Raw genomic sequence first — 26,471 nt, forward strand, 5'->3', positions numbered from 1 at the left:
AGCAGCGTCTCGTCCGCCAGGGCCGCGTCGATGCTCGCGACGGCGCCGAGGGGGTCGTAGCCGCGCGATCAACATCCACCACTCGTTCCTGCCCGGGTTCAAGGGCGCCAAGCCCTACCACCAGGCCTACGACCGGGGCGTCAAGTACGTCGGCGCGACCGCGCACTACGTCACGCCCGACCTCGACGAGGGCCCGATCATCGAGCAGGAGGTCCAGCGCGTCGACCACACGTACTCGCCGCGCGAGCTCGTGACCGTCGGCCGCGACGCCGAAGCCCTCGCCCTCTCCCGCGCGGTCCGCTGGCACTGCGAACGCCGCGTCCTGCTCAACGGCAACAGCACTGTTGTGTTCCGGTAGAAGGAGTCCCGCCATGAGCGCACCGAAAGTCGTGATCATCGGCGCCGGCATCGTCGGCGCGAACCTGGCCGACGAGCTGATTACCCGGGGCTGGTCCGACGTGACCGTCCTCGACCAGGGCCCGCTGCCGCGCACCGGCGGCTCGACGTCGCACGCGCCCGGCCTGGTGTTCCAGACCAACACCTCCAAGAGCATGACGGAGTTCGCGAAGTACACCGTCGGGAAGCTCCTGGACCTGGACTGCTTCCTCCAGGTCGGCGGCATGGAGGTCGCGACGACGCCGGCGCGCTGGGAGGACCTCAAGCGCAAGCACGGCTGGGCGACGTCCTGGGGGGTCCCGGGCTCGATCATCGACGCCGAGGAGTGCGTCCGCCGGTGGCCGCTGCTCGACGGCTCGCAGGTGTTCGGCGCGCTGCACACGCCGACCGACGGGCTGGCGCGGGCCGCGAAGGCCGTCGAAGTGCTGGCCGAGCGGGCCACCTCGCGGGGTGCTCGGTTCGTCGGGTCGACCCGCGTGACCGACGTCCTGCATGAGGGCGGGCGCGTCACCGGGGTCCGGACCGACCAGGGTGACTTCCCGGCCGACGTCGTCGTGTCGTGCGCCGGGTTCTGGGGCCGTGAGATCGGCGCGATGGTGGGCATGGACGTCCCGCTGCTGCCGCTCGCGCACCAGTACGTCAAGACCGGCCGGGTCGACGAGCTGGTCGGCCGCAACACCGAGGAAGTCGAAGCGAGCCTGCCGATCCTGCGTCACCAGGACCAGGACCTGTACTTCCGCGAGCACGTCGACCGGATCGGCATCGGCTCCTACGCGCACCGGCCGATGCCGGTCGAGGAGTCCACATTGGACAACTCGGTGACGGAGACGGCGATGCCGTCGATGCTGCCCTTCACCGAGGACGACTTCGCGCCGTCGTGGGAGGAGAGCAAGCTGCTGCTGCCCGCGCTGCGGCAGACGAAGGTCGAAGAGGGGTTCAACGGGATCTTCTCGTTCACCCCCGACGGCCAGTCGCTGGTCGGCGAGTCCGCCGACGTCCGCGGGTTCTGGCTCGCCGAAGCGGTGTGGGTGACGCACTCCGCGGGCATCGCCAAGGCCGTCGCCGAGCTGCTGGTCGACGGGCGTTCGGAGACCGACCTGCACGAGGTCGACGTCCACCGCTTCGAGGACGTCCAGCTCGCGCCGTCGTACGTGAGCGAGACGGCGCAGCAGAACTTCGTCGAGGTCTACGACATCCTGCACCCGTTGCAGCCCAAGCTTTCCCCGCGCGACCTGCGCGTGACGCCGTTCCACGCCCGGCAGCGCGAGCTGGGCGCGGTGTTCCTGGAGGCGGGTGGCTGGGAGCGGCCGCACTGGTTCGAGGCCAATGCGCCGCTGCTGAAGAAGCTGCCGCACGACGCGCTGCCGCCGGCGCGGGACGCGTGGTCGGCGCAGTTCCACTCGCCGATCGCGGCGGCCGAGGCGTGGCACACGCGCAACGGCGTGGCGCTGTACGACATGACGCCGCTGAAGCGCGTCGAGGTCAGCGGAAGTGGGTCACTGGAGTTCTTGCAGTCACTGAACACGAACCAGCTGGAGAAGTCGGTCGGGTCGGTCACCTACACGCTGATGCTGGACGAGGCGGGCGGCGTCCGCAGCGACGTCACGGTGGCGCGCCTCGGGCCGGAGCTGTTCCAGGCCGGGATCAACGGGAACATCGACGTCGACCACCTCGTGAAGCACGCGCCCGACGGCGTCCGGATCCGGGACATCACCGGCGGGACGTGCTGCATCGGCGTCTGGGGCCCGCTCGCGCGTGACCTCGTGCAGCCGCTGAGCCGGGAAGACTTCTCGCACACCGGGTTGAAGTACTTCCGGGCCCGCAAGGCGCGGATCGCCGGTGTCCCCGTCGTCGCGATGCGGCTGTCCTACGTGGGCGAACTCGGCTGGGAGATCTACACGAGCGCGGACAACGGCCTGCGGCTGTGGGACGCGCTGTGGGCGGCCGGGCAGCCCCTCGGCGTCATCGCGGCCGGCCGCGCGGCGTTCAACAGCCTGCGGCTGGAGAAGGGCTACCGGCTGTGGGGCACCGACATGACGACCGAGCACGACCCGTACGAAGCCGGCGTCGGCTTCGCCGTGCGCCCGGCGAAGGGCGAGTTCCTCGGGCGCGCCGCGATCGAGGGCCGGAGCGAGGACACGGCGTCGCGGCGGCTGCGGTGCCTGACGGTCGACGACGGCCGCACGGTCGTGCTGGGCAAGGAACCGGTGTTCGTCGACGGGGTCGCTTCGGGCTACGTCACGAGCGCGGCGTACGGCTACACGATCGGCCGGCCGATCGCGTACGCGTGGCTGCCGGCGTCGGCGGACGTCGGCAGCGGTGTCGAAATCGAGTACTTCGGCCGCCGGGTCGCGGCCACCGTGGCCGCCGAGCCGCTGGTCGACCCCGGCATGGAACGGATCCGGCGCTAGACGGAAGGCACGGCGATGCGTGACCAGACCATGACCGACTTCCTCAAGGCCCTCGCTTCGCCCGACTCCCCGGGCGGGGGCGTGACGGCCGCGTTGCACGTCGCCCAGGCCGCGGCGCTGGTGGCCCGCTGCGCCGAGGAGCGTGCGGTGGTGGCCGAAGCGGAGGCGCTGAGCATGCACGCGCTGCGGCTGGCGGAGAAGGACGCGCACGCGGCCAAGACGGTCACCCGCGCCGAGCGGCAGCCGGCGGGCGACCTCCGCGACCGCGCGCTGACGGACGCCCGGCGAGGCGCCCGCGTCCCGCCGGCGGACGTGATCGCGGGGGCGACGGTGGTGCTGGACCTCGCCGAGCGCGTGCCGCCGGGGCCGCGGGTCGCGACCGATCTCGCGGCCGCGGCGGAAGCGGCCCGTGCCGCGGCGGCGACCGCCGGGGTGAGCATCGAGGTGCTCTCCGCGGGCCTGCCGGAGGACGCGGTCCTGCGCGAGACGGTCGCCGCGATCCATGCCCGGGCCGATCGCCTCACCACGGCCCTCCGGGAGGGATAGCTTCGACCTCGCCGGGTAATCCACAGCAACTCCATGGAACCGCGCCAGGAAATTCTCAGGATCGCGGGGTTTCCTGGAACGGCCGGAGGCTTGTCGAGGGCTGGAGCTGTGCATGAGCGAGTACGACCGAGGGCCGCAGGGCGACGGCGGGTACCCGTACGGCTACGGCCAGGGCGAATACCCGCAGGGCCAGGGCTACTACGACCAGCAGCCCCCCAGCGGGCAGCAGTACTACGGGCAGCAGCCCTACGACCACCAGTACGGCCAGGCCCGTGACCAGTGGGGACGCCCGTACCCGCCGCAGTACACCCAGCCCCAGGGGTTCTACGGCCAACCGGGGTACGGCTACCCGCCGCCCGTCCCGCAGCCGCCGCGACGGCGTCCGCTGCGGGCGCTGACCTTCGCCGTCGTCGCGGTGGCCATCGCGGTCGTCGCCGGGCTCGGCATCGGGCACCTCATCTCCGCCTCGACCACCCCGAGCGCGAGCGGCAACCAGAACTTCGGTTTCTCCGGCCAGCCCAGCGCGTCGGCCACCGCGCTCGACGCCGACGCCGTGGCGGCGAAGGTCAACCCGGCGATCGTCAACATCAACACCGAGCTCGGCCTGCAGGGCGCGGCCGCGGCGGGCACCGGCATCGTGCTCACCGCCGACGGCGAGGTGCTCACGAACAACCACGTCGTCGCCGGCGCGACCAGCATCAAGGTCACCAGCATCGGCACCGGGGACACGTACCAGGCGCACGTCGTGGGGTACGACCGCAGCGAGGACGTCGCGGTCATCCAGCTCGAAGACGCGTCCGGCCTGCCCACCGCGAGCATCGGCGACTCGTCCACGGTGAAGGTCGGCGACCAGATCCTCGGCCTCGGCAACGCCGGCGGCAAGGGCGGCGACCCCGTCCCGGCGCCCGGAACGGTGACCGCGCTCGACCGGTCGATCACCGCCTCCGACGAGTCCAGCGGGTCGTCCGAGCAGCTCACCGGCCTGATCCAGGTGCGCGCGAACATCGAGTCCGGTGACTCCGGCGGCCCGCTCGTCAACGCGAACGCGCAGGTCATCGGCGTCGACACCGCCGCGTCCACCGGCTACCAGCTCAACGGGCGCCGCAGCGGCGCCGGTGGCCAGGGCTTCGCGATCCCGATCAACCAGGCCGTCGACATCGCGCACCGGATCGTCGCGGGGACCGCGTCGGACAAGATCCACATCGGCAAGACGGCGTTCATCGGCGTCTCGGTCTCCGATGGCCAGGGGGCCCGGATCCGCGACGTCGTCGCGCGCGGGCCGGCGCAGCGGGCGGGCCTCGCGGCCGGCGACGTGATCACGGCCATCGACGGCAAGCCGATCGACTCGGCGACGACGCTGACGAACGTGATGGACACCCACCACCCGGGCGACAAGCTGACGCTGACGGTGACCAGTGCCGGGGGCGGGCAGCGGCAGGTTCAGGTGACGGCGGCCGAGGGGCCCGTGGGCTGAGTCAGCGCAGGGTCTCGTTGAGCACCTCGCGGTGCGTCCGCTTCGCCGCGAGGTAGCGCTCGCGGCCGGCGTCGGTGAGGGTCACGAAGATGCCGCGCCGGTCCACTTCGCACAGCGCGCGCTCGACCAGGCCTTCCTTCTCGAGGCGGGCGACCAGCCGGGACGTCGCGCTCTGGCTGAGGTGGATGGCGCCGGTGAGGTCGGCCGAGCGGCACTTGAAGTCGCAGGTCGCGAGCCGTTCCAGGGCTTCGAACTCGTTCGCGCCGATCCCGTGGCGCTCCTGCAGGCGGCACTCGAGCGTGGTGAACACGGCCGAGTAGCGGGCCAGCAACTCGTGCCACTCCTGGACCAGACCCTGCTCAGCGACGTCGCTCACGGCGACCAACCTAGCATGCACGGACATCAGATGCAAATACATTAAATGCTTAGACATTAGATGCGCGTGCATGTACTGTCGCCGACATGAGCTCTTCCGTGTCCTTGTCCACCACCTCGACCCGGTGGGACGCACGTCTCTGGGGTGTCCTGCTCACCGTTTCGATCGTCATCGGCCTCGACGCGCTCGACGTGTCGATGGTCGGGGTCGCGCTCCCCGCCATCCAGGCCGACCTCGGCCTGTCCACCAACGCGCTGCAATGGGTCGTCAGCGGCTACGTCCTGGGCTACGGCGGCCTGCTGCTGCTCGGCGGGCGCACCGCCGACCTGCTCGGCCGGCGTCGCGTGTTCCTCGTCGCCGTCGCCGTGTTCGCGCTGGCCTCGCTGCTCGGCGGCCTCGTCGACGACGGCGCGCTGCTCATCGCGAGCCGCTTCATCAAGGGCCTGGCCGCCGCGTTCACCGCCCCGGCCGCCCTGTCCATCATCACCACGACGTTCCAGGAAGGCCCGGCCCGCAACAAGGCGATCAGCATCTTCGCCGTGTTCGGCGCGAGCGGCTACTCCGCCGGGCTCGTGTTCTCCGGCCTGCTGACCGAGGTCGGCTGGCGCTGGACGTTCCTGCTGCCCGCGCCGATCGCGCTGGTCGCCCTCGTCGCCGCGTGGAAGCTGATTCCGAGCTACGCGAAGGAAGAGGGCCGCGGCTACGACTTCCCGGGCGCCATCACCGGCGCCGCCGGCTCGCTGCTGCTGGTGTTCGGCGTCGTCGAGGCACCCGAGATCGGCTGGGCCGCGCCGCGCACGCTGATCACGTTCGCCGTCGCGCTCGCGTTGCTGGTGACGTTCGTGGTCATCGAGAAGCGCAGCAGCCACCCGTTGCTGCGCCTGGGAATTCTCCGCTCGGGACCGCTCGCGAGGGCGAACCTCGGCGGCGCGCTGTTCTTCGGCGCGTACATCGGGTTCCAGTTCGTCGTGATGCTGTACCTGCAGCGGGTGCTCGGCTGGTCGGCGCTGCAGACCGCGCTCGGCTTCCTGCCGGCGGCGCTGATCGTGGCGTTCGGCTCACCGCGCATCGAGCCGCTGATCGACCGCGTCGGCACGCCGCGCACGATCTTCGCGGGCGTCGTCGCGCACGTGCTGGGTTACGCGCTGTTCCTGCGGGTGGACGAGCACTCGGGGTACGCGGCGTTCGTGCTGCCCAGCATGATCCTGCTCGGCATCGGCTTCACGCTGGCGTTCTCCTCGCTCAACATCCAGGCCACGGCCGGGATTTCGGACAGCGAGCAGGGGCTGGCGGGCGGCTTGCTGAACACGTCTCTCCAGGTCGGCGGCGCGATCGGGCTCGCGGTGGTGACGGCGGTCCTGACTGCCAACGGCGGCCGTGAGGCCTCCCCGGCAGCCCTGCTCACCGGCCTGACGCCGGCGCTGAGCGTGGTCACCGGCATCGCGGTGCTGGGGTTGCTGATCGCGATCAGCGGCCTGGTGGCCCGGAAGCGGGAGGCGGAGGAGCCGGTCCTGGAGCCGGAAGACCTGCTGGCTCTCGCGGACTGAAACCACGCGGAAGAGCCACCATCGCGGGGGATGGTGGCTCTTCCGCGGCCGAACGGCACCGGATCCTGTCGGTGCCCTCGGCTAGCATGGAAAACGGGGGCTGCTCAGGCCGGGATCGCCACCCCCGGCCGGGAGCCGCGGAACCGCAGCGCCGCCAGCGCGGTCAGCGCGATGCCCGCCGCGGCCAGCAGCACCGCCGTGCGCAGACCATCCACTTCGGACGTTCCCGCGTTGGCCACGGCCACGAACACCGCCAGCCCGACCGTGCCGCCGACCTGCTGGGCCGTCGACGCCACTCCGGACGCGATTCCCTGCGCCGACACCGGAATCCCGGCGGCCGCCGCGCCGAACATCAGCGTGTAGCCCGCTCCCTGGCCCAGCCCGAGCACCACCAGCGCCGGGACCACCGCGAGGTACGACGCTTCCGCCGTCATCGACAGCCCCAGCAGCGCCGCCCCGGCTCCGCCGACGACCAGCGAAACCACCAGCGTCGGACGCGTGCCGTAGCGGGTGGCCAGCCGGCCGGCCGCCTGCGAACCCGCCGCGATCGCGACCATCGGGACGCCGAACGCGAGCCCGGTCGCCAGCGCACCGTAGCCGTGCACGCCCTGGAAGTACGCGGTGAGGAAGTACAGCAGCGTCCCGAACGTGCCCATGTAGAGGAACGTCACGACGACGCCGGTGCCGAGGTTGCGCTCCCGCAGGAGCCGCAACGGCAGCAGCGGGTCGCGGCTGCGGCGCTCGATCACCGCGAACGCGGCCAGCAGCGCGAAACCGGCGGAAGCCGGGACCACCACCGACGCCCAGCCCAGCTCGGGGCCTTCGACCAGCGCGAACACCACCGACGTCGTCCCCAGCGTCGCGGTCAGCGCGCCGCCGAGGTCGAACCGGCGGCCGGGCGCCCGGGCGGGGTCGCCGGGCAAGAGCGCGAAGGCCAGCACCGCGGCCGCCGCGGCCAACGGGACGTTCACGAAGAACACCGCCGCCCAGCCGGAGACCTGCGTCAGCACGCCGCCGAGCAGCGAACCGAGGATCATCCCGCTGCCGCCCGCGGTACCCCACACCGCGAACGCGCGGTTGCGGTCACGGCCGGCCGCGAACAGCGTGCCGACCAGTGTCAGCGTCGCGGGGAAGAGCAGCGCCCCGCCCAGGCCCTGCCCGGCCCGGGCGCCGACGAGCAGGCCGGGATCCCCGGCCAGCCCGCCCACCAGCGAAGACCCGGCGTAGAGCGTGCACCCGGCGGCGAACACCCGGCGCGGGCCGAACAGGTCGCACGCCCGGCCGCCCAGCAGGAGGAACCCGCCGAACGCCACGGCGTACGCGCTCACCACCCACTGCAGGCTCTGGGCGGAGAAGCCGAGTTCGCGGCCGATGTCCGGCAGCGCCACGTACACGATGTTGTAGTCGAGGGAGATGATCAGCTGCGCGAACGCCAGCAGCGCCAGCACCGCGCCCGGGCGGCGGGTCACCGGGCCACCCGCTCGTCCGTGCCGGGCACCTTCGCCGTCGTGATGGCGATGCGGTTCCACGTGTTGATGGTGAAGATCAGCGCGAGCAGCTGCGCCAGTTCGTCTTCCGCGAACTGGCCGGCGGCGCGGGCGTAGACGTCGTCGGGGACGCCGCCGGAGATGAGGGTCACCGCTTCGGTGAGGGCCAGCGCGGCCTGTTCCTTTTCGCTGAAGAAGTGACCGGCCTCGTGCCACACGGCGACCATGTGCAGCCGCTCCTCGCTCTCGCCGGCCTTGCGGGCGTCGGAGGTGTGCATGTGCAGGCAGTAGGCGCAGCGGTTGAGCTGCGACGCGCGGATCTGGACCAGCTCGACCAGCGCGGGGTCCAGGCCGGCGCGGGCGGCGGCGTCGAAGCCGATCAGGGCCTTGAAGGCCTTCGGGGCGGACTTGGCGAAGTTGAGGCGGGAGTTCGTCATGACCAGAAATCTAGGGCCCGGTTGACCTCCGTGTAGGGTGCATTTCCGTGCCGGAATCATGGGTCAATCTGGGGGAGCGGCTCGGCGCCGACCTGCACCTCGAGCTGGCGGGCACCGGCGGCAAACGGGCCGCGCTCATCACCGCGCTGCGCGACGCCGTCCGCGCCGGGCGCCTCGCCCCGGGCACCTGGCTCCCGCCCTACCGGTCGCTGGCCGCCGACCTCGGGCTGGCGCGCAACACCGTCGCCGACGCGTACGCCGAGCTGGTCGCCGAGGGCTGGCTGACCGCCGTCCAGGGCTCGGGCACCCGCGTCGCCGCGCGGGCCGAACCGCTCCCGGCCGCCCGGGCGCCGAAGAACGCGCCGGGTCCTCCGGTGCCGCGGCACAACCTGCGGCAGGGCCAGCCGGACGCGACGTCGTTCCCGCGTCCGGAATGGCTCACCGCCGCGCGCCGGGCGCTGAGCGTCGCCCCGCACGACGCCTTCGGACCCGGCGACCCGCGAGGGCGGCGCGAACTGCGGGAAGCACTGGCCGGCTACCTCGCGCGAGCCCGCGGCGTGCGGACGTCACCGGAGCGGATCGTCGTGTGCTCGGGCTTCGCACACGCGTTGCGGCTGCTGTTCCCGGCGGTGCTGCGCGGCCCGCTCGCCGTCGAGGCGTACGGCCTAGCGTTCCACCGCTCGATCCTCGCCGCGGCCGGCGTCGAGACGATTCCCCTTGCCCTGGACGAAAAAGGCGCCCGCATCGAGGAGCTGGACGCGCCGGCGGTGCTGCTGACGCCGGCGCACCAGTTCCCGACCGGCGGCCCGCTGCACCACGACCGCCGCACCGCGGTGGCCGACCACGTCCGCGCGACCGGCGGCGTGCTCATCGAGGACGACTACGACGGCGAGTTCCGCTACGACCGCAAGCCCGTCGGCGCGGTCCAGGGTCTCGCCCCCGAGCACGCCGTCTACGCCGGTTCGGTGAGCAAGAGCCTTTCCCCGGCGCTGCGGCTCGGCTGGCTGGTGCTGCCGGAGCACCTCGTCGACGCCGTGCTGGCGGTGAAGGGGGAGCGCGAGGCGTGGGCGGGGGTGCTGGACCAGCTCACCCTGGCCGAGTTCCTGGGATCGGGGGCGTACGACAAGCACATCCGGCGGATGCGGCAGCGGTACCGCCGCCGTCGCGATGTCCTCGTCGAGGCGCTGGCCGAACGGGCGCCGCACGTGGTGCCGACCGGCATCGCCGCGGGGCTGCACGCGGTGCTGCGGCTGCCGCCCGGCACCGAGCGGTCCGCGCTGAAAGCCGCCGCGTGGCAAGGGCTGGCGCTGGACGGCCTGGCGGCGTTCCGGCACCCGGGCAGCACCATGTCCACAATGGACGGACTGGTGGTCGGCTACGCGACGCCGCCGGAACACGCGTACCCGGCGGCGATCGACGCGCTGTGCCGCGCACTCCCGCCCGCGTCATAGCAGCGAGCGCGTGAGCCGGACCACTGCACCGTTGTCCTCGGTGGAAACGTGATCCCGCTCGAACCCGAGCTTTTCGAGGACGCGGAGCGACGGGGTGTTCCCGGCGCCGACGGTCGACCAGAGCCGTTGCCGCTCGGTCGCTTTCGCGGCGCCGAGCACCGCTTCGGCGGCCTCCGTGGCGTAGCCGCGCCCGTGCGCGCGCCGGAACAGCTCGTACGCGATCTCGGGCTCCTCGAGGGTGGCACGGCCGATGATCAACCCGCAGTAGCCGATGAAGTCGCCTTCGTCCCGGCGCCGGACCGGCAGCAGGGCGATTCCGGTCTTCGCCGTCGCGGCGAGCTGCTTCGCGATGAGGGCCCGGATGTCCTCGACCTCCGGTGTCCCGTTGCCGCGTTCGGCGTGCAGGGCGCTGAGCGCGCCGGCGTCGGATTCGGTCCACGGCCGCAGGATCAGCCGCTCGGTCTCGAGGTGGCACGGCATCCGCTCGTGGCCGGGCACGATCAGGACGGCTGCCACAGCTCGATGCGGTTGCCTTCGGGATCGGTGACCCAGCCGAACCGGCCGATGCCGTCCATGTCCTGGGTCTCCTCGGCCACGTCGGCGCCGTTCTCGCGAAGCTGTGCGAGCATCGCGTCGAGGTCGCGGACCCGGAAGTTGAGCATGGTCTGCTGCGACCGGGCGCCGAAGTAGTCGGTCGCGGCCTCGAACGGCGCGAAGACCGTGGGCCCGGCCTCCTGCTGCCACACTTCGGCCGAGCCGGCGTCGAGGCCGAGGCAGTCCCGGTACCAGGCACCCACGGCCGCCGGGTCCGCCGCGCGGATGAAGTACCCACCGATGCCGAGCACGCGTTCCATGCCGCGATCCTGCCACGGCCGGGAATCCGGGGCCGCCGACACGCGGGGCGGCCCCGGACCCCGTGCTATCCGACGATGTCGAGCTCGAACGGGTCGGCCGCGCTGTAGTTGATGTCGGCCCAGACCGCGCCCGGCAGGTCGTAGCGCCGGTGCGAGGTCAGCTTGTTGTTGTAGCCCGCCACCTGCGTCGGGTTGTGGCCGACGCCCTGGTGGTCGTTGCCCCAGGCGAAGATGTCGCCGACCCACATCGGCTTCGAGAAGCCGTCACCGCCGAGCCGCGGCCGGATGACGATCGCCGCGCCGGGGCTGCCGGACAGGAACACCCGCACGGTGTTCTGGTTGGCGTTGGGCGGGGTGACGGTGATGCGCTCCATGATCTCCACTCCAGTCGAGGCGGACCCGTTTCCGTCCACACCGGGCCAGTAGTCGGCGACGGACGAGACGTCGTAGCCCGGGGCGACGTCCCCGCGGTACTGCTTGGCGATCGCGCCGTCCGGGATGGCGGGATCGCCGTTGTAGTGCGCTATCCAGTAGTGCGGCTCGGCGACGCCGGCCGACGAGAACGCCGAGCGCACCGTGGGCCAGGTCGAGAGGTTGCAGTAGATCGTGGGGTCCGCGCCGGCGGCCCGGCGCATCCGGACCCAGCCCGGTGCCTCGCCCGGGCCGGCGTCGCCGGGTTCGACGTCCAGGACGTGACCGTCGTTGGTCGATGCCTTCTTGACGATCGTGACCTTGACCGCGTTCGGGAAGCGCGCCCAGTCGGCGGCCGACCAGGGTTCGAGTTGGATCTTGTCGATGTATCCCGCGACCATCTGCGCGCCGGCGGGGATGTTCGCGGCCGTGACCGCGTCGTACATCGTGCGCACGGGTTACGTCTCCGTTCGGTGCCGTTCGCCGTTTCGGGGACGGCGAAATCGTCTCCGCGATCCGCCATCGTGCTGTTACCCATGTGGGACGGGCGTCAAGCGACAATGTTACGCAGTTTCGTACGGTCACCGAGACGGCCGCACCGCGCAATTCCTTCACCTCGGGATCACGCGGCGATGGTGACTTTCCGCTATCGGCTCTGGCTTCCCGCTCACCCGGCTGGCAAGCTGCCAGGACTTCACGACGGAAGGTACGTGCATGGCGGCACACCCGGCGCGGGCCCGGCGCTTCGACGCGCGGGTCGTCGTCCTGAGCGTGCTGCTCGTGGTCGCCCTGCTCGCCTGGTTCGGCGTCGACTACCTGCGCGACCGCCTCGCCGCCGGTGGCTGCGACACCACGACGCCGGTCCACATCACCGCGGCGCCGGACGTCGCGCCGGTGCTGACCGCGCTGGCCCGGTCCGTGCCGGCGCCGGACTGCTACACCGTCGAGGTGACGGCGTCCGCGTCGACGGCCACCGCGGCGGCGCTGGAAGCCAACGGCGCGAACGGCCCCGACGTCTGGGTGCCGGAGTCGAGCACCTGGCTGCTGCAGGCCCGCGACGGCGGTGCGTGGAACCTGCCCGAGTCCGGTCAGTCGGTGGCGAGCTCGCCGGTCGTGCTGGCACTGACCGACGACGTCGCGAAGCAGGCCGGCTGGCCGGGGAAGTCACCGTCCTGGTCGGACGTCCTCGCGGGAAGCCCGGTCGGGCTGCCCGACCCGAGCCGCGACCCGGCCGGGATCGCCGCGCTGATCGGCCTGCAGCAGCTGACGAAGGACGCGCCCGATCCCGCCGCCGCGTTCACCGAGGAGATCCGCAAGCTGTCCGCGGTGAAGGAGCCGTTCACGGCGTCGCCGGCGTCGGAGCAGTCCGTGCTGGCGCGCAAGCTCGTCGCCGCGTACCCGGCGGCCGGCGTGCCGAGCTTCGACTACCCGTACGTCGTGCTGCCGCGCGCGTCGGAGGCTTCGCGCTCGGCGGCCGAGCGGTTCCTGCGGCTGCTGCTCGACCAGACCGCGACGAAGAGCTTCGCCGACGCCGGGTTCCGGACGCCGGCCGGGCAGCTGCTCGGCGACCGGCCCCGGGACACCCGCACGAACGCCGCGCCGCGCCCGGCCGGGCCGCCCGCGCCGGACGCGATGTACGGCGTGCTGCAGGCGTGGGCCGGGGCGAACCTCAGCGCCCGCGTCCAGGTGCTGCTCGACGTGTCCGGCTCGATGGCCGCCACCGTCCCCGGCACCGGCCGGAGCCGGATGGCGCTCACGCTGGAAGCCGCGACGCAGGGCCTCGGGCTGTTCAAGCCCACCACGGAAATCGGCCTGTGGCTGTTCTCCACCAAGCTCGACGGCGACAAGGACTACAAGGAACTGCTGCCGATGCGGACCATCCAGCAGCAGCTGGCCGGCGGCGGCGTGGCGACGCTGCAGGCGGTCAAGCCGAAGGCGGGCGGCGCGACCGGGCTGTACGACTCGATCCTCGCCGCGTACCAGAACGCCCGCCAGAACTGGCAGCTCGGCCGGATCAACGTCGTCGTCGTGCTGACCGACGGCCGCAACGAGGACAGCGACTCCGTCGGACTGCCGGGCCTGCTCAGCGAGCTGGCCCGGCTGCAGGACCCGCGGAAACCGTTGCCGGTGATCGGGATCGGCATCGGCCCCGACATCGACGCGAGCGAGCTGAAGCAGGTCTCGGCGGCAACCGGCGGCGAGTCGTTCACCACGCCGGACCCGCGCAAGATCTCCGACGTCTTCTACCAGGCGCTGAGCACGCTGATGTGCCAGCCGCCGGCCTGCAAGAAGTGAGGGCACCCGTGTTGGTGGAGACCGAAAAGCCCGCGCCACGGGTGATCCGAAGACCGTCCGCGCTGGTGCTCGCCGCGTTCGTCGCCGGGGTGGTGCCCTTCGCGTTCCACGCCTGGGCGGCGCTGCACGGCAACCTCGCGCAGGACGACTTCGTCATGACCTACCGGGCCGCCGTGGCCGGGCCGTTCGACCTCGGCTTCCTCTTCCAGGACTACCACGGGCACCTCACGCCCGGCGGGTTCTTCGTCGTGGCCGTGCTGACGTGGTGGGCGCCGCTGAACTTCCCGCTCATGGTGCTGCCGCTGCTGCTGATGCGCGCCGCCGCGACGGTGCTGTTCTGGAGTCTCCTGGTGCGCTGCTTCGGCCGTCGCTGGGCGATCCTGGTGCCGTTCACCGTGTTCACGGCCTCGACGCTGCTGCTGGTCCCGACGCTGTGGTGGGCGTACGGCATCCAGATCGTCCCGGTGGTGCTCGCCGCCACCGGGGCGCTGTACTGGCACGTCCGCTACCTGCGCGACGGCGGCCGGTGGTGGATCGGCTCGTTCGCGTGGACGCTGTTCGGCCTCGCGTTCTACGAGAAGGCCGTGGTGGTCCCGGTGCTGCTGGCCGGGGTGACCGTCCTGCTCGGACAGTCCTTCCGGGAGCGGTGGCGCTACTGGGCGGGGCACGCGGCGCTGCTCGTCGCGTTCGTCGTGGGCTACCTCGCGCTGACGTCGAGCCAGGTCGCCTCCGGCGGCCCGCCGATGACCGCCGGGACCGTCGCCGACCTGACCGGCCGGACGCTCGGCGACACCTTGCTGCCCGGGCTCGCCGGCGGGCCGTGGTCCGGGCCGGGACCGGGCGCGACCTGGGCGCCGTCGCCGTTCGCGGTCGTCGTCCTGCTGTTCGCCGCGGCACTGGCGCTGCTGTTCGCGGGCGTGCGCGTGGGCGGCCGCCGGGCCTGGCGGGCGTGGGCGCTGTTCGGGCTGCTGCTCGCGCTGGACGTCGGGCTGCTGGCGCTGACGCGGTTGCGCGAAGTCGGCCCGGCCGCCGGGGACGACCCGCGGTACCTCGCCGAGCTCGCGTTCGCGGCCGCCCTTTGTGGAGCGTTCGCTTTCCTGACGCCCGGCGAAGTTGCGCCGTCCGGCGGAAAGCGTGAGCGGCCGATCGCGCTAACCGTGTGCGTGCTTTTGCTCGTCGGTTCGGCGGTGGGGTTTTCCCGGCTGGCGCCGGCGTTGCGGTTCGAGCATTCCGCGCAGTACCTCGGAAACGTCCGGGCGGCCGTCGCGGAGGACCCGGATCTGGTCTTCTACGACACGTTCGTGCCGTCCGATGTGGTCCACGAGTGGTTCGGCGCGGACTCGCGGGCGTCCCGGGTGGCCGGCCTGGTGCCCGGCACGCACTTCGACCAGCCGACGAACCGGATGCACCAGCTCGACGCCACCGGCACGCCCCACCTGATCACCGGGGTGGCGGCGGAATCCCGTGGCGTGCCGGGACCGGTGCCGAACTGCGGGTACACGGTCGGCGAGACGCAGGTGCGCGTCCCGCTCGACGCACCGGTGCTGGGCCGGCACCTGCTGAAGATCGACTACTTCACCTCCGACGGCGGCGAAGGCCTGGTCGACCGGACGCCGGTGTGGTTCCAGGCCGGGCTGCATTCGCTGTACCTGCCAGTGGACGGCCTCTTCGACCACATCGGCGTGCAGCTGTCGAGCCCGGGCGCGCCGGTGTGCGTCGCGCGGGTCGAGGTCGGGAAACCGGTTGCTCAGTAAGGGTCGTACGGGCTGTCGTGGCCGAGGAGCCGGGCGACCGGCCGCAGCCGCAGGCGCAGCAGCACCTTGATCACGACGTTGCGCAGGAACCACGGCAGCTGCGCCAGCACGCGCACGCGGTCCGCCGTGGACGGTGGCTTCAGCGTGAACCGCGCCAGCGACGTCGCCCGGTCCACATAGGTGTACCGGCGTCCGAAGAGGACCTTCGCGATCGTGCCGAGGGTGACGCCGATCGAGGAAAAGCAGTCGTGGACCAGGATTTCCGCGCCCGGCGGCAGGTGCGCGGACCAGCGCAGGTCGTCGGTGTAGGTCCAGTAGTCGTGCTTGCCGTCGATGTAAAGCAGCTGTATGGGCCGGTCCCAGTGAGGCTGCAGTTCCGTGCTGTAACCGGCGACGAGCTCGACGACGTCGTCCAGCCCGGCCTGGCGGATGTTGCGCTCGAACAGCTGCCGCGTCGGCGATCCGCCGAACAGCCTGCCGTCCACGAAGGGGTCGACGGCGATCACCGTGGCGCCGACCGTGCGGGCGGCCGCGCCGAGGACGATCGTGGATCTGCCCTGGTGGCTGCCGATTTCCAGGACGACGTCACCTTTTTCGAGCCGCCGGGCGGCCTGCCACAGCGCTTCGCCCTGCGCGCGCGTCATCCAGCCCTTGACGGGCTCGGCGAGAGCCCACGCGTCGGCGAAGCCGTCCGCCACCAGTTCGTCCGGAATGGCGCACCTGCCTGGAGTTGGGGGGACCCGGGAACTCTGCCTTCTACAAAACTGTCGGCACATCGTAGCCAGGTTTCCGCCTAGTATCTACCGGATGGTAACCGCCACCCGCGAACGGTCCCGGGACGACGCCCCGCCCTCCGGCGGCGCCCGGAAGTTCTCGGTGGGCGCGTTCTTCCGGCGGCCCAGCACGTGGATCGTGCTGGCGCTGACCACGTTGTCGTTCCTGCAGATGCCGGGGAAGACGACGTTCGACACCAAGCTCGACCTCGCCGTCGACCCGCTCGCGTTCCTCGGCCGCGCGCTGCACCTGTGGAACCCGCAAGCCACGGCGGGGGAGCTGCAGAACCAGGCGTACGGCTACCTCTTCCCGATGGGTCCGTTCTTCGCGCTGTGCCAGGCCGTCGGGATGCCGGCGTGGGTCGCCCAGCGGCTGTGGGGCGCGGTCCTGCTCTCGGCCGCGTTCGGCGGCGCCCTGCTGCTGGCGCGGGCGATGAAGCTCGGCACCGAGCGCACGCGGCTGATCGGCGCGCTCGGGTACGCGCTCGCGCCGCGCATGCTGACCGAAATCGGCGGTCTGTCCGCGGAGATGCTGCCCGCGGTGCTGCTGCCGTGGGTGCTGGTGCCGCTGGTCCGGGCCGGCACGATCGGCTCCCCGCGCCGCGCCGCGGGGCTGTCCGCGGTCGCCGTCCTGTGCATGGGCGGGGTCAACGGCGCGATGGTCGTGATGGCGCTCGTCCTGCCGGGACTGTGGCTGCTGACCCGCAAGTGGACCCGCCACCACGTCGAGCTGGTCCTGTGGTGGTTCGTCTTCGTCGTCGGCGCGACGCTGTGGTGGATCCTGCCGCTGCTGCTGCTCGGCGAGTACAGCCTGCCGTTCCTGGACTACATCGAGTCCGCGACGAACACGACCGCGCCCATGTCGCTGTTCGAGGTGCTGCGCGGGACCAACCAGTGGGTCGCCTACGTCGTGCAGGGCACGCCGTGGTGGCCCGGCGGCTGGTCGCTGATCGACAACCCCGTGCTGATGCTGGCGACCGGGCTCGTCGCCGGCGTCGGCCTGCTCGGGCTGACCCGGCGCGGCCTGCCCGAGCGCCGGTTCCTGGTGCTGGGCGTCCTCACCGGCCTGACGCTGCTGACCATCGGGTACGTCGGCACGCTCGACAGCCCGCTGGCCGAGCAGGTCCGGCACCTGCTCGACGGGCCGCTCGCCCCCCTGCGCAACGTCCACAAGTTCGAGCCGGTGCTGCGGCTGCCGCTGATGCTGGCGTTCGTGCACGGCATCTCCGGCCCGGTCCGGGTGACGTCCGCGCGCCGGTTCCTGCGTCCCGCGCTCGGGCTCTTGCTCGTGCTGGTGATGGCCGCGCCCGCGTGGCTGCTGAACCTGCGGTCCGGGCCGGGCTGGGACGAGGTGCCCGGGTACTGGTACGACGCGATGGGCTACGTCGCCAAGGCCGATCCGAACGCGCGGACGCTGCTGCTGCCGGCCACCGGGTTCGGCGAGTACGACTGGGGCCGCACGGTCGACGAGCCCGCGCAGGCGATCGCGAAGAGCCCGTGGGCGGTCCGCAACCAGGTCCCGCTGGGGTCCGAGGGCAACACCCGGCTGATGGACTCCGTCGACGCGGCGCTCGCCGACGGCCGCGGCGATCCCGGGCTCGCCGCGGTGCTCGCGCGGTCCGGGTACCGGTTCCTGCTGCTGCGCAACGACATCGACCGGGACCGGAACACCGCTCCGCCGATCGCGACGCTGCGGGCCGGGCTGGCCGGCTCGCCCGGCATCGCCAAGGCGGCGGCGTTCGGGCCGCTCGAGATCTACGAGGTGCGGCAGCCGGTGCCGCTCGCCACGGCGACGTCCACAAAGGACGTCCCGACGGTGAGCGGCGGCCCGGAGAACCTGCTCCCGCTGATCGGCTCCGGCCAGCTCGACCCGGCGGTGCCGACCGTGCTGACCGGCGACGGCGGCTCGCCCGGCGGGCCGCGGCTGGTGACCGACGGCCTGCGCCGCGCCGAACGGAACGTCGGCGGCGTGCGGGACAACCTCAGCCAGACCCTGACCGCCGGGGAGGCGTTCCGGCAGCAGCGGGCGGCCGGTGACGTCTTGCCGTTCCCGGGCGAGGAGCACCAGACCGTCGCCGCCTACCGGGGCATCCGCGCGGTGACGGCGTCGACGGCCGCTTCGTTCGCCGACGCGTTCGGCGGGTCCGACCCGGGGCACCAGCCGTTCGCGGCGATCGACGGCGACCCGCGCACGGCGTGGCACTCGTCGTCGTTCACCGGGCCGGTCGGGCAGTGGCTCGAGGTGGAGCTGGACACCCCGCGGCTGGTGAACTCGGTGGACCTGCAGATGGTCGACGACCTCCGCGTCGGCTGGCCGCCGACCCGGATCCGGATCACCACCGACAACGGCTCGGTCGACCAGCAGGTGATCCGCGGTGCGGGGTCGCACACCTACAGCGTCGCCGCCGGGGTCACCCGCAAGGTGCGGATCACGCTGCTGTCGCTGGTGGTCGGGCGGCAGGACGGGAACGTCGGCATCGCGGACCTGAAGATCCCCGGCACCGAGCCGCAGCGCGCGCTGGAAGTCCCGGCCGACCTGCCCGCCGGGCCGGCGCCGGGGTTCGCGTTCACGCGCGGCGCGCAGCCGCGGTACGCGTGCCTGCCCGACGGCGGTGCGGTGCGGTGCGACGCGTCCGCCGCTCGTGACGGCGAGGAGCCCGACGGCATCCGGCGCCTGTTCAGCACCCCGGCCGAGCAGACGTTCCTCGTCGGCGGCTCGGTGCTGCCCGCCGGCGGCGGCCAGAACCCGGTGCAGCTGCCGGGGGTCACGGTGGCGTCGACGTCGCAGCTGGCGGGCGACCCGGCCGCGGGCGGCTTCGCGGCGGTGGACGGCGACCCGGGCACGACGTGGCGTCCCGACGCGACCGACCTGCGTCCGGCGCTCACCCTCGGCTGGACCGGCCCGAAGCGGATTTCCGGGCTGCACATCGGGGTTTCGCCCTCGAGCGGGGCTCGCGCGCCGCGGCAGGTGCAACTGGTGGGGCGCGCGGGCGCGCGCACGGTCGAGCTCGACGCGAGCGGGTCGGCGTCCTTCGAACCCCTCGACACCGACCAGCTGCAGATCGTGCTGCCCGGGGACGACGACGACCCCGCCGCGCGCGCGGTGGTCGGGATCGGCAGCCTGGAGCTGTCCGGCACCGACGGGCTGCTGCCCGGGCCGGACCCGGCGTTCACGGTGCCGTGCGGGTCGGGGCCGAACGTCCACCTCGACGGGCTCGACTACCGGACGTCGGTGCGGGGGACGCTGGCCGACATCACCGCCCACCGGCCGCTGGCGTTGACGATGTGCCGGGACTCGGAGGGCGGCATCTCGCTGCCGTCCGGCGGGCACGAGCTGCGGACCGACCGGTCGGACGCGTTCGTCGTCCAGGACCTGTGGCTGCGTCCTTCGGTGCCGGCGGCTCCGGTCGTGCACCGCGCGGTGCAGGTGGAGAAGTGGGACGCGGCGTCGCGGTCGGTGAAGGTGGCGCCGGGCGAGGAGGCGGTGCTGGCCGTCCCGGAGAACGCGAACGCGGGCTGGGTGGCCACTTTGGACGGTCGCGAGCTGGCCCGCACCCGGGTCGACGGCTGGCAGCAGGCGTGGATCGTCCCGGCCGGCGCGGGCGGGCTGGTATCGCTCGCGTTCACCCCGGACTCGGCGTACCGGACGGCGTTGCTGATCGGCGCGTTCGCGGTGCTGCTGATGCTCGCGGGGGTCTTCTGGCCGGCCCGGCGGCGGTCGTTCCGGGTGGTGCCCGGGGGTTCGCTGGTGCCGGTGGCGCTGATCGTGCTGCTGGTGGCGCTGGGCGGGATGCTGCCGGTGGTGCTGCTGATCGCGTGCCTGCTGGCGCGCCAGTTCTGGGACCGGGCCCCGCGGTACCTGGCGTTCGGCGGCATGGCCGTGGCGGCGGTGGTGTCGGTGACCGGCCGCGTCCTGGGCCACGGCCAGGAGTGGGCGTACGGCCCGGTGACCCAGGCGGCCCTGCTCCTGGCGGCGGCCGCGATGGTGGCGACGTGCGTGGACTGGTTCACCCGCAAGGACCCGGCCACCTGAGTCTGCCGCGGCGGTCGTGAGTGGGAAACGGTGTTCTAACCCTGTTTCTCACTCACGACGTCCTGGCGACCGGCTACTCGGCGGGCTCGGAGTTCCAGGACGAAGCCCGCCACCGCCAGGCCGCCGGCGCAGCAAGCCGCGACCGTCACCACTTGGGTCGCCGACGCGTGCAGCCACGTCGTGATCAGCAGCGCCTCCACCCCCACTGCCGCCCACATCAGCACCGCGACGCGGCGATCGCCGTCGGCCAGCCGCGCGTACAGCAGGATCTGGACCAGCGCCAGCATCGACCCGGCCAGCGCGAACGGCCACACCGGCATCGTGCTCCCCGCGTACTTCGCCCCGCCGATCAGCGACAGCAGCGACGGCCCCAGCACCACCGAAGCCAGCAGCACGAAAGCGTCCAGGAAAGCGCACACCGCCAACGCCACCGGCAGCACCCGGCGCCGGCCGGCCGAAGCGGCGAACCGGGGCAGCACGAGCACCCCCACCGCCTGCGGCAGCCAGTACGCGATCTTCGTGACGATCGCCCCCAGCGCGTATTCCCCGGCGGACGACGACGGCAGCGTGTGCCGCGCCAGCACCAGGTCCAGGTTCACCAGCAGCACCAGCGCCAGCATCGCTTGCGCCGTATGGAGTACTTCCGCGCCGTGGCGGTCGGCCCAGCGGGGACGCGGACGGCCGCAGACCCACCAGCCCGCGACGACCACCGCCAGCGACCCGAGCGCCGTGCCCGCCAGCGCCCCCGTGGGAGAGCCCGAGACGACCAGGCCGACCAGGGACCCGCCGACCTTGCCCGCTCCCTCCAGGGCGATCAGCCCGGCCAGCGTGGCGAACCGGTGGCCGCCCTGCAGCATCCCGTGGAAGACCCCCAGCAGCGTCAACGGCCCGAGCGCGGCCGTCACCAGCAGCGCCGGGGTCAGCGACCCCAGGTGCAGCAGGAGCACCAGCAACGGGCTGAGCGTCAACGCCGCCGTCGCGACGATCGCGCTCGTCACCAGCCCCAAGGCGAACAGCGAACCCCGCGCCAGCGACGGCGAGCGCGCGACCCGCAGTGCGACGACCGTCTGCAGCCCCATCGCCGGGACGACGCCGATCACCAGCACCGCCAGCAGCGAGCTCAGCTCCCCGAACGCCCCGGGCGCGAGGATCCGCGCGGCCGCGAGGCTCAGCACGTAGCTGCCGGCGTTGTTGCCCGCGAGCGCGAGCGAGACGAGGATCGCCGCGACCCGGTTGCCGGTCCGGGCCGGCACTTCGGTGTCTACGCTCAACGGCGGGCTCCCATTACCGGCGGGTAATTTCCAGGGACCATAACCGCGCGGACAGCGGAAAGGAAGGGCAGTGGACGCACCGAGCAGGCGGTTCGCGCTCCCGGTCGTGTCCGCCCTCCTGGCGTTCGCCGTCTGCGCGCCCTTGCTGGGCCGCGGGTTCGTCCTGTCCTACGACATGGTGTTCGCGCCCCGGCAGTACTTCGTGCCGGACGCCTTCGGGATCGGGGACACGCTGCCGCGGTCCGTCCCGGCCGACGCCGCCGTCGCGCTCGCGACCACCGTGCTGCCCGGCGACATCGTCCAGAAGATCGTCCTGCTGCTGGCCGTTTTCGGGGCCGCGCTGGGGGCAGGCCGGCTGGTCCCGACCGAGCACCTGGGCACGCGGCTCGTCGCCGCGACCGCGTACGCGTGGACGCCGTACGTCGCGGAACGGCTGTTCATCGGCCACTGGCCGCTGCTGCTGACGTACGCCTGCCTGCCCTGGATCGTCGACGCGGGACTCAAGACGCGCGAGCACGAGCCGAACGCCCTGCCGAAGCTGGTGCTCGCGTGCGCCCCGGCCGTCCTGACCCCGCCGGGTGGCGTGCTCGCCGCCGTCGTCATGGCCGTCGCCGCCGGTTCCCGCCGCCTCTGGCAGACGATCGCCATCGCCGTCGTGCTCAACCTGCCGTGGCTGGTCCCGACGTTCCTCCACGCCGGCGGCACCTACTCGGACCCGGCGGGCGTCACGGCGTTCAGCGCCCGCGCCGAAAGCTGGGGACCCGCGCTGCTCAGCGTGCTCGGCCTGGGCGGCATCTGGAACGCCGAAACGGTTCCCGGCAGCCGGTCCCTGCCGCTCATCCCGGTGCTGACGCTCACCGTCGTCGCCATCGCGGTCGCCGGCCTCGCGCCGCTCACCGGGCGGTGGGGGAAGGCGCCGGCCCGCTCGCTGTTCGGCCTGGGCGTCGCGGGCGTCCTCCTGGCGTCGCTGGCGACGCTGCCGGGCGGCGACGCGCTGCTGACCGCGGCCACGCGGCACCTGCCCGGCGCCGGGCTCCTGCGTGACGCCCAGAAGTGGGTCGCCTGGTGGGCGTTGCCGCTCGCACTGGGCTTCGCGCTGGCCATCGAGGTCGCCGCGGCCAAGCTGAAGAGCGAGCGCGGCCGCGTCGCGCTCGTGACGGCGGCGGCCGTCTTCCCCCTGCTCACCCTGCCGGACCTGGCCTGGGGCGGCTGGGGACGGCTCGGCACCGCGCAGTACCCGGCCGACTGGCGGGCAGTGTCCGAAGTGCTCGGTGACCGCCCCGGTGACGTGCTGACGCTGCCGCTGTCGGCGTTCCGCGGGTTCGCCTGGAACGACGACCGCACGCAGCTCGACCCGGCACCCCGCGTCCTCCCGAAGCCCGTGCTGATGGACGACACGCTCCAAGTGGGACAGGACCGCGTCGCGGGGGAGGACCCGCGCATCGGCGACGTCCGCGCGGCGACGTCCGCCCGTGAGCTCACCGACGCGGGCATCGGCTGGATCCTCGTCGAGCACGGGACTCCCGGCTACGTCGACACGCGGTTGCTCGCCGACGCGACCCCGGTGTGGTCGGGTGAGTGGCTGACGCTCTACCGGACCCCGGGTGTGCCCGCGGTGAAAGCGATCTCGTGGACGCCCGCCTTGCTGGCGAACGGAGTAGCGCTCGCGTCGCTGTGCGTCGCACTGTTGTGCCTCATGTTACCGATGCGTACATTGGGCCGCGGCAGGAGTTCCCCGCCGCAGAAGGAGTGACACGTGGGCACGATCATCGGCGTGGTCGCCGCCGTCATCATCGGAGGCGGTCTGGCGACCGGAGCGGGGTTCGTCCTCACCACGGGCGGCGACCCGGACAGTTCCGCCCAGGTGCAGGAAAAGCTCAACGCGCAGGTGAAGTACAACCCGGCCGACCACCCGACCAAGCTCTACGGGAACCGCTGACCCGGTGACCCGGCTCGCCTCCGACCACGCGCACCGCGTCGTCGGGCTCTACGGCGACCCCACCGTTTCCTGGAGCATCCTCCTCGAAGCGGACCTCGGCACGGCCGCTCCCGAACCGGAGAAGCTCCGGGCCCGGCTCGCGGCCGCCGTCCAGCAGTACCCGCACCTCGGTGCCGTGCCGGAGATCGAGCGGGCCGACGACCTGCCGGCCACGCGCGACCGGTTCGCTTCGGCGCCCTACGAACGGACCGCGCCGCTGCTGCGCGTCGCCGTCGGCGAGTCCACGCTGCTCGTCGCGGCGCACCACGGCGCGCTCGACGGCCTGGGGCTGCTCTCGCTGCTCGGCATCCTCCTCGACGTCCCGGTTTCCTCGGGGGCGAAGGGGATCGGTGAACGCACCGGCGGCAAACCCTTTGCCCTCTCGGCCGTCCAGCGGCTCGCTGAGGCGCTTTTCGCGCCCCCGGGCCGGATCACGCCCGGCCGGCGCGCCGAGGCCGCGGGAGACGTCTTCGCCGCCCGCCACGAGCCGCTGCTGCGCTTGGGGGCCGCGGGGTTCGTCGCGGCCGCCGCCCGCGCCACCGCAGCCTGGAACCGCGCGCACGGCGCCCGCACCGCCCGCGTGGTGGCCGCGCTGGGCGCGTCGTGGCGCTCGGGTGCCGCACCGGAACCGGTGCACGACAGCGCGTTCTTCCGGCTGCGGCTGCGTCCCGGCGCCGATGTCGCCGCGGTGCTGGGGAACCAGCTGCCGGAGCCGGACTTCCCCGCTCGCAGCAGCAAGCTCGCCCGGCTGGGCACGCGGCTGCTGGCGAGCCGGCTCGGCTCGACGTTCCTGGTGTCCAACCTCGGCGTGGTGTCCACCGGGGACACCGTGCGCTCGCTGGCGTTCTACCCGGCGGCGAGCGGCCGCTCAGGCGTCGCGTTCGGCGCGGCGACGACCGGCGGCACCACGACGCTGACCGTGCGGGCCCGCCGCAAGGACTTCGACGCGGCTGCCGCCGGACGGCTGCTCGACGAGTTCCGGGACGCCGTTCAGGACGCCAGCGCCGAGCCGCGCGCCACCTGATCCAGGACCCGCGGCCGGGGTGCCGGCCGGCCGGAGACGTCCCGCACCAGCGACTCGAACTGCCCGACGCTCGCGTCCCAGCTGAACCGCCCGGCCCGTTCGGCGCCGGCCAGGCCCATTTCCGCGCGCCGCAGGCCGTCGGCGAGCAGGCCGTCGACCTGGGCGGTGAAGTCCTCGAAGTCCTCGGCCAGCAGCCCGGTGCGACCCTCCACGATGGACTCGGCCACGCCGCCCGCGGCGCGGTAGGCGACCGACGGCACGCCGTGCGCCGCGGCCTCCATGATGACGATGCCCCAGCCCTCCTTGACCGACGGGCACAGGTGCAGCCACGACCGCGCGAGGATCTCGTGCTTGGCCTGCTCGTCGACCCAGCCGTGCAGGACCACGCGGTCGGCGACCCCCCGCGAAGCTGCGTGCGCCCGCAGCACTTCGTCCCACGGTCCTTGGCCGACGACCTCGAGCCGCAGCTCCGGCCAGCGCCGCGCCAGCCGCGCGACGACGTCGATGGCGTGCTCGATCCGCTTGTGCGGCACCAGCCTGCTCACCGCGACCAGCGTCGGCGAAGCGTCCCGTTCGGACGCGCACGGCGGCGGCGCGTCGAGGCCGTTGGGCACGACGGTGACGCGCTCGCGCTCGACCCCGAGCCCCGCCAGCTCCGCCTTGGTGACCTCGGAAACCGTCGCGTAGCGGCACTTGCGGAACAGCCACGGAGCCAGCCGCGACTCGATCCACCAGCCGACCCGGCCCAGCGTCTCGCCGAGGGCGCTGATCCACTGTTCCTTGTGGACGTGGTGCACGAGCACCAGCACGGGACAGCCGGCGACCAGCCGGGCGAAGAACGGCATCCCGTTCTGCACGTCGACCACCAGGTCGGCGCGGGCTCGACGAATGGCGCGCAGCGCGTGCAGGTAGACGCCGAACTTGTTGCCGCGCCGCCGGTAGCGGACGCCGTCGCGCCATTCCCCGTCGGTCGCGCCGGCGTAGGCGGCGCACTGGATTTCGACCCGGTACCCGGCTCTCGCGAGCCCTTCGGCCATCCGCTCGACGTACCGCTCCGACCCGCCGCCTTCGGGGTGGCCGGTGTCGCGCCAGTTGACGAGGAGCACACGAGGTCGTTCCATCGGGTTATCCAAACTGTAGCGACGATGCTAGGTTACCGGTGCGTACACAGTAGAGGAACGTATTCGGGAAAGCGACGGTTCAATGGTAGGTAATCCGGTCATCGACCGACCTCATCAGGCCACGCTGGGGCGTTCCGTCACGCTGTTCCGCACGTTCCTCACCGAGCAGACCGACCCGGACGGCTTCTATTCCGCGCTGGCCGCCGACTCGGTCCGGCAATTGGCGGCGCACACTCCGCTGTCCGGGCGAACGGTGCTGGACGTCGGCGGCGGGCCGGGGTACTTCTCCGACGCGTTCCGCGCGGCCGGCGCGGTCTACCTCGGCCTCGACCCGGACGTCGGCGAGCTGTCCGCGCGGGGCGCGTACGGCGAGAACATGATCCGCGCCAGCGGCACGGAACTGCCCGTGCGCAGCGGTTCCGTCGACGTCTGCTACTCGTCGAACGTGCTGGAGCACGTCAGCGAGCCGTGGGTGATGCTCGACGAGATGTGCCGGGTGACCAAGCCCGGCGGCACGGTCTTCGCGTCGTTCACGCCGTGGTACTCGCCGTGGGGCGGCCACGAGACCGCGCCGTGGCATTTCTTCGGCGGTCACTACGCCCGGCGGCGCTATTCCCGGAAACTGGGGAAGCAGCCGAAGAACAAATTCGGGGAAAGCCTGTTCCCGGTTTCGGTCGGCGCCGCGCTCCGCTGGGCGAAGGCGACGCCGCTCGCCGATTTCGTGGCCGGGTACCCGCGGTACCACCCGAGCTGGGCGATGTGGATCGTGCGGATTCCCGGCCTTCGCGAAATCGCTTCCTGGAATCTGGTCCTGGTCCTGCGTAAGCGCTGA

The 26,471-nt window shown here is 72.6% G+C and carries 22 protein-coding genes; 13 read left to right on the plus strand and 9 right to left on the minus strand.

Going from position 1 to position 26,471, the window contains the following annotated elements:
* From ABZ342_RS35280 to ABZ342_RS35295, 4 genes are all read left to right on the plus strand, one after another.
* A partial coding sequence (locus ABZ342_RS35280; RefSeq protein WP_360482501.1) for a formyltransferase family protein occupies positions 1 to 358 on the plus strand: 358 nt, incomplete at its 5' end.
* A gap of 13 nt (positions 359 to 371) precedes the next feature.
* Complete coding sequence (locus ABZ342_RS35285) at positions 372 to 2,807, plus strand: FAD-dependent oxidoreductase (protein WP_360482504.1); 2,436 nt, start codon at positions 372 to 374, stop codon at positions 2,805 to 2,807.
* 15 nt (positions 2,808 to 2,822) lie between these two features.
* A complete protein-coding gene (locus ABZ342_RS35290; protein WP_360482507.1) occupies positions 2,823 to 3,353 on the plus strand; it encodes a cyclodeaminase/cyclohydrolase family protein in 531 nt (176 codons plus the stop codon).
* A 112-nt stretch (positions 3,354 to 3,465) separates the two neighbouring features.
* Complete coding sequence (locus tag ABZ342_RS35295; protein WP_360482510.1) at positions 3,466 to 4,827, plus strand: trypsin-like peptidase domain-containing protein; 1,362 nt, start codon at positions 3,466 to 3,468, stop codon at positions 4,825 to 4,827.
* A 1-nt stretch (position 4,828) separates the two neighbouring features.
* Here the strand turns inward: ABZ342_RS35295 and ABZ342_RS35300 are convergent, their stop codons facing one another.
* Positions 4,829 to 5,203, minus strand: coding sequence for a MarR family transcriptional regulator (locus ABZ342_RS35300; protein ID WP_155541501.1), 375 nt, complete (start codon positions 5,201 to 5,203; stop codon positions 4,829 to 4,831).
* 86 nt (positions 5,204 to 5,289) lie between these two features.
* Here ABZ342_RS35300 and ABZ342_RS35305 point away from each other — a divergent pair, with 86 nt between their 5' ends.
* Positions 5,290 to 6,750 carry an MFS transporter gene (locus tag ABZ342_RS35305; RefSeq protein ID WP_155541502.1) on the plus strand — a complete coding sequence of 487 codons (1,461 nt, stop codon included), beginning with the start codon at positions 5,290 to 5,292 and terminating at the stop codon, positions 6,748 to 6,750.
* Positions 6,751 to 6,854: 104 nt separating this feature from the next.
* Here ABZ342_RS35305 and ABZ342_RS35310 read toward each other — a convergent pair whose 3' ends face one another.
* On the minus strand, positions 6,855 to 8,219 hold the full coding sequence (locus ABZ342_RS35310) for an MFS transporter (RefSeq protein ID WP_360482514.1): 1,365 nt from the start codon (positions 8,217 to 8,219) through the stop codon (positions 6,855 to 6,857).
* On the minus strand, positions 8,216 to 8,674 hold the full coding sequence (locus tag ABZ342_RS35315; RefSeq protein WP_155541504.1) for a carboxymuconolactone decarboxylase family protein: 459 nt from the start codon (positions 8,672 to 8,674) through the stop codon (positions 8,216 to 8,218). Before ABZ342_RS35315 ends, ABZ342_RS35310 begins: the two co-directional genes overlap by 4 nt.
* A gap of 47 nt (positions 8,675 to 8,721) precedes the next feature.
* Between ABZ342_RS35315 and ABZ342_RS35320 the strand changes: the two genes are divergently transcribed.
* A complete protein-coding gene (locus tag ABZ342_RS35320) occupies positions 8,722 to 10,125 on the plus strand; it encodes a PLP-dependent aminotransferase family protein (RefSeq protein ID WP_360482517.1) in 1,404 nt (467 codons plus the stop codon).
* Here the strand turns inward: ABZ342_RS35320 and ABZ342_RS35325 are convergent.
* The 3 genes from ABZ342_RS35325 to ABZ342_RS35335 all read right to left on the minus strand — a co-directional run bounded on the left by ABZ342_RS35325 (position 10,120) and on the right by ABZ342_RS35335 (position 11,845).
* Positions 10,120 to 10,641: a GNAT family N-acetyltransferase gene (locus ABZ342_RS35325; protein WP_360482520.1), complete on the minus strand. Its 522-nt coding sequence runs from the start codon at positions 10,639 to 10,641 to the stop codon at positions 10,120 to 10,122. The genes ABZ342_RS35320 and ABZ342_RS35325 overlap by 6 nt on opposite strands.
* Positions 10,626 to 10,979 carry a VOC family protein gene (locus ABZ342_RS35330; protein ID WP_360482522.1) on the minus strand — a complete coding sequence of 118 codons (354 nt, stop codon included), beginning with the start codon at positions 10,977 to 10,979 and terminating at the stop codon, positions 10,626 to 10,628. The genes ABZ342_RS35325 and ABZ342_RS35330 overlap by 16 nt, the downstream gene beginning before the upstream one ends.
* Before the next feature lie 65 nt (positions 10,980 to 11,044).
* Complete coding sequence (locus tag ABZ342_RS35335) at positions 11,045 to 11,845, minus strand: hypothetical protein (protein ID WP_360482525.1); 801 nt, start codon at positions 11,843 to 11,845, stop codon at positions 11,045 to 11,047.
* A 259-nt stretch (positions 11,846 to 12,104) separates the two neighbouring features.
* On the opposite strand from ABZ342_RS35335, the gene ABZ342_RS35340 reads away from it, so the two are divergent.
* Together ABZ342_RS35340 and ABZ342_RS35345 are read left to right on the plus strand one after the other, a co-directional pair.
* Positions 12,105 to 13,685: a substrate-binding domain-containing protein gene (locus ABZ342_RS35340; protein WP_360482528.1), complete on the plus strand. Its 1,581-nt coding sequence runs from the start codon at positions 12,105 to 12,107 to the stop codon at positions 13,683 to 13,685.
* Between the two features lie 11 nt (positions 13,686 to 13,696).
* A complete protein-coding gene (locus ABZ342_RS35345) occupies positions 13,697 to 15,439 on the plus strand; it encodes a hypothetical protein (RefSeq protein ID WP_360482637.1) in 1,743 nt (580 codons plus the stop codon).
* Here the strand turns inward: ABZ342_RS35345 and ABZ342_RS35350 are convergent.
* Positions 15,433 to 16,137: a class I SAM-dependent methyltransferase gene (locus ABZ342_RS35350; protein ID WP_360482531.1), complete on the minus strand. Its 705-nt coding sequence runs from the start codon at positions 16,135 to 16,137 to the stop codon at positions 15,433 to 15,435. The two genes, ABZ342_RS35345 and ABZ342_RS35350, sit on opposite strands and share 7 nt — an antisense overlap.
* 109 nt (positions 16,138 to 16,246) lie before the next feature.
* On the opposite strand from ABZ342_RS35350, the gene ABZ342_RS35355 reads away from it, so the two are divergent.
* On the plus strand, positions 16,247 to 20,245 hold the full coding sequence (locus ABZ342_RS35355; RefSeq protein WP_360482534.1) for an alpha-(1->3)-arabinofuranosyltransferase: 3,999 nt from the start codon (positions 16,247 to 16,249) through the stop codon (positions 20,243 to 20,245).
* A 35-nt stretch (positions 20,246 to 20,280) separates the two neighbouring features.
* On the opposite strand, the gene ABZ342_RS35360 is transcribed toward ABZ342_RS35355, so the two are convergent.
* Positions 20,281 to 21,516, minus strand: a complete 1,236-nt coding sequence (locus tag ABZ342_RS35360) for a polysaccharide biosynthesis protein (RefSeq protein WP_360482537.1) — start codon at positions 21,514 to 21,516, stop codon at positions 20,281 to 20,283.
* A gap of 70 nt (positions 21,517 to 21,586) precedes the next feature.
* Here ABZ342_RS35360 and ABZ342_RS35365 point away from each other — a divergent pair, with 70 nt between their 5' ends.
* Genes ABZ342_RS35365 through ABZ342_RS35375 form a run of 3 tightly spaced genes read left to right on the plus strand, consistent with a single transcriptional unit; the run spans position 21,587 to position 24,518 of the window.
* The gene (locus ABZ342_RS35365) at positions 21,587 to 23,269 is read left to right on the plus strand and encodes a hypothetical protein (protein WP_360482540.1); all 1,683 of its coding nucleotides are present in this window, start codon (positions 21,587 to 21,589) and stop codon (positions 23,267 to 23,269) included.
* A 3-nt stretch (positions 23,270 to 23,272) separates the two neighbouring features.
* The gene (locus tag ABZ342_RS35370) at positions 23,273 to 23,455 is read left to right on the plus strand and encodes a hypothetical protein (RefSeq protein ID WP_155541512.1); all 183 of its coding nucleotides are present in this window, start codon (positions 23,273 to 23,275) and stop codon (positions 23,453 to 23,455) included.
* A gap of 4 nt (positions 23,456 to 23,459) precedes the next feature.
* Complete coding sequence (locus ABZ342_RS35375) at positions 23,460 to 24,518, plus strand: hypothetical protein (protein ID WP_360482543.1); 1,059 nt, start codon at positions 23,460 to 23,462, stop codon at positions 24,516 to 24,518.
* Here the strand turns inward: ABZ342_RS35375 and ABZ342_RS35380 are convergent.
* A complete protein-coding gene (locus tag ABZ342_RS35380; RefSeq protein ID WP_360482640.1) occupies positions 24,485 to 25,624 on the minus strand; it encodes a glycosyltransferase family 4 protein in 1,140 nt (379 codons plus the stop codon). The two genes, ABZ342_RS35375 and ABZ342_RS35380, sit on opposite strands and share 34 nt — an antisense overlap.
* A 97-nt stretch (positions 25,625 to 25,721) precedes the next feature.
* Between ABZ342_RS35380 and ABZ342_RS35385 the strand changes: the two genes are divergently transcribed.
* Complete coding sequence (locus tag ABZ342_RS35385; protein WP_360482546.1) at positions 25,722 to 26,471, plus strand: class I SAM-dependent methyltransferase; 750 nt, start codon at positions 25,722 to 25,724, stop codon at positions 26,469 to 26,471.

The sequence above is a fragment of the Amycolatopsis sp. NPDC005961 genome, from assembly GCF_040629235.1.
Lineage (GTDB): Bacteria > Actinomycetota > Actinomycetes > Mycobacteriales > Pseudonocardiaceae > Amycolatopsis > Amycolatopsis camponoti.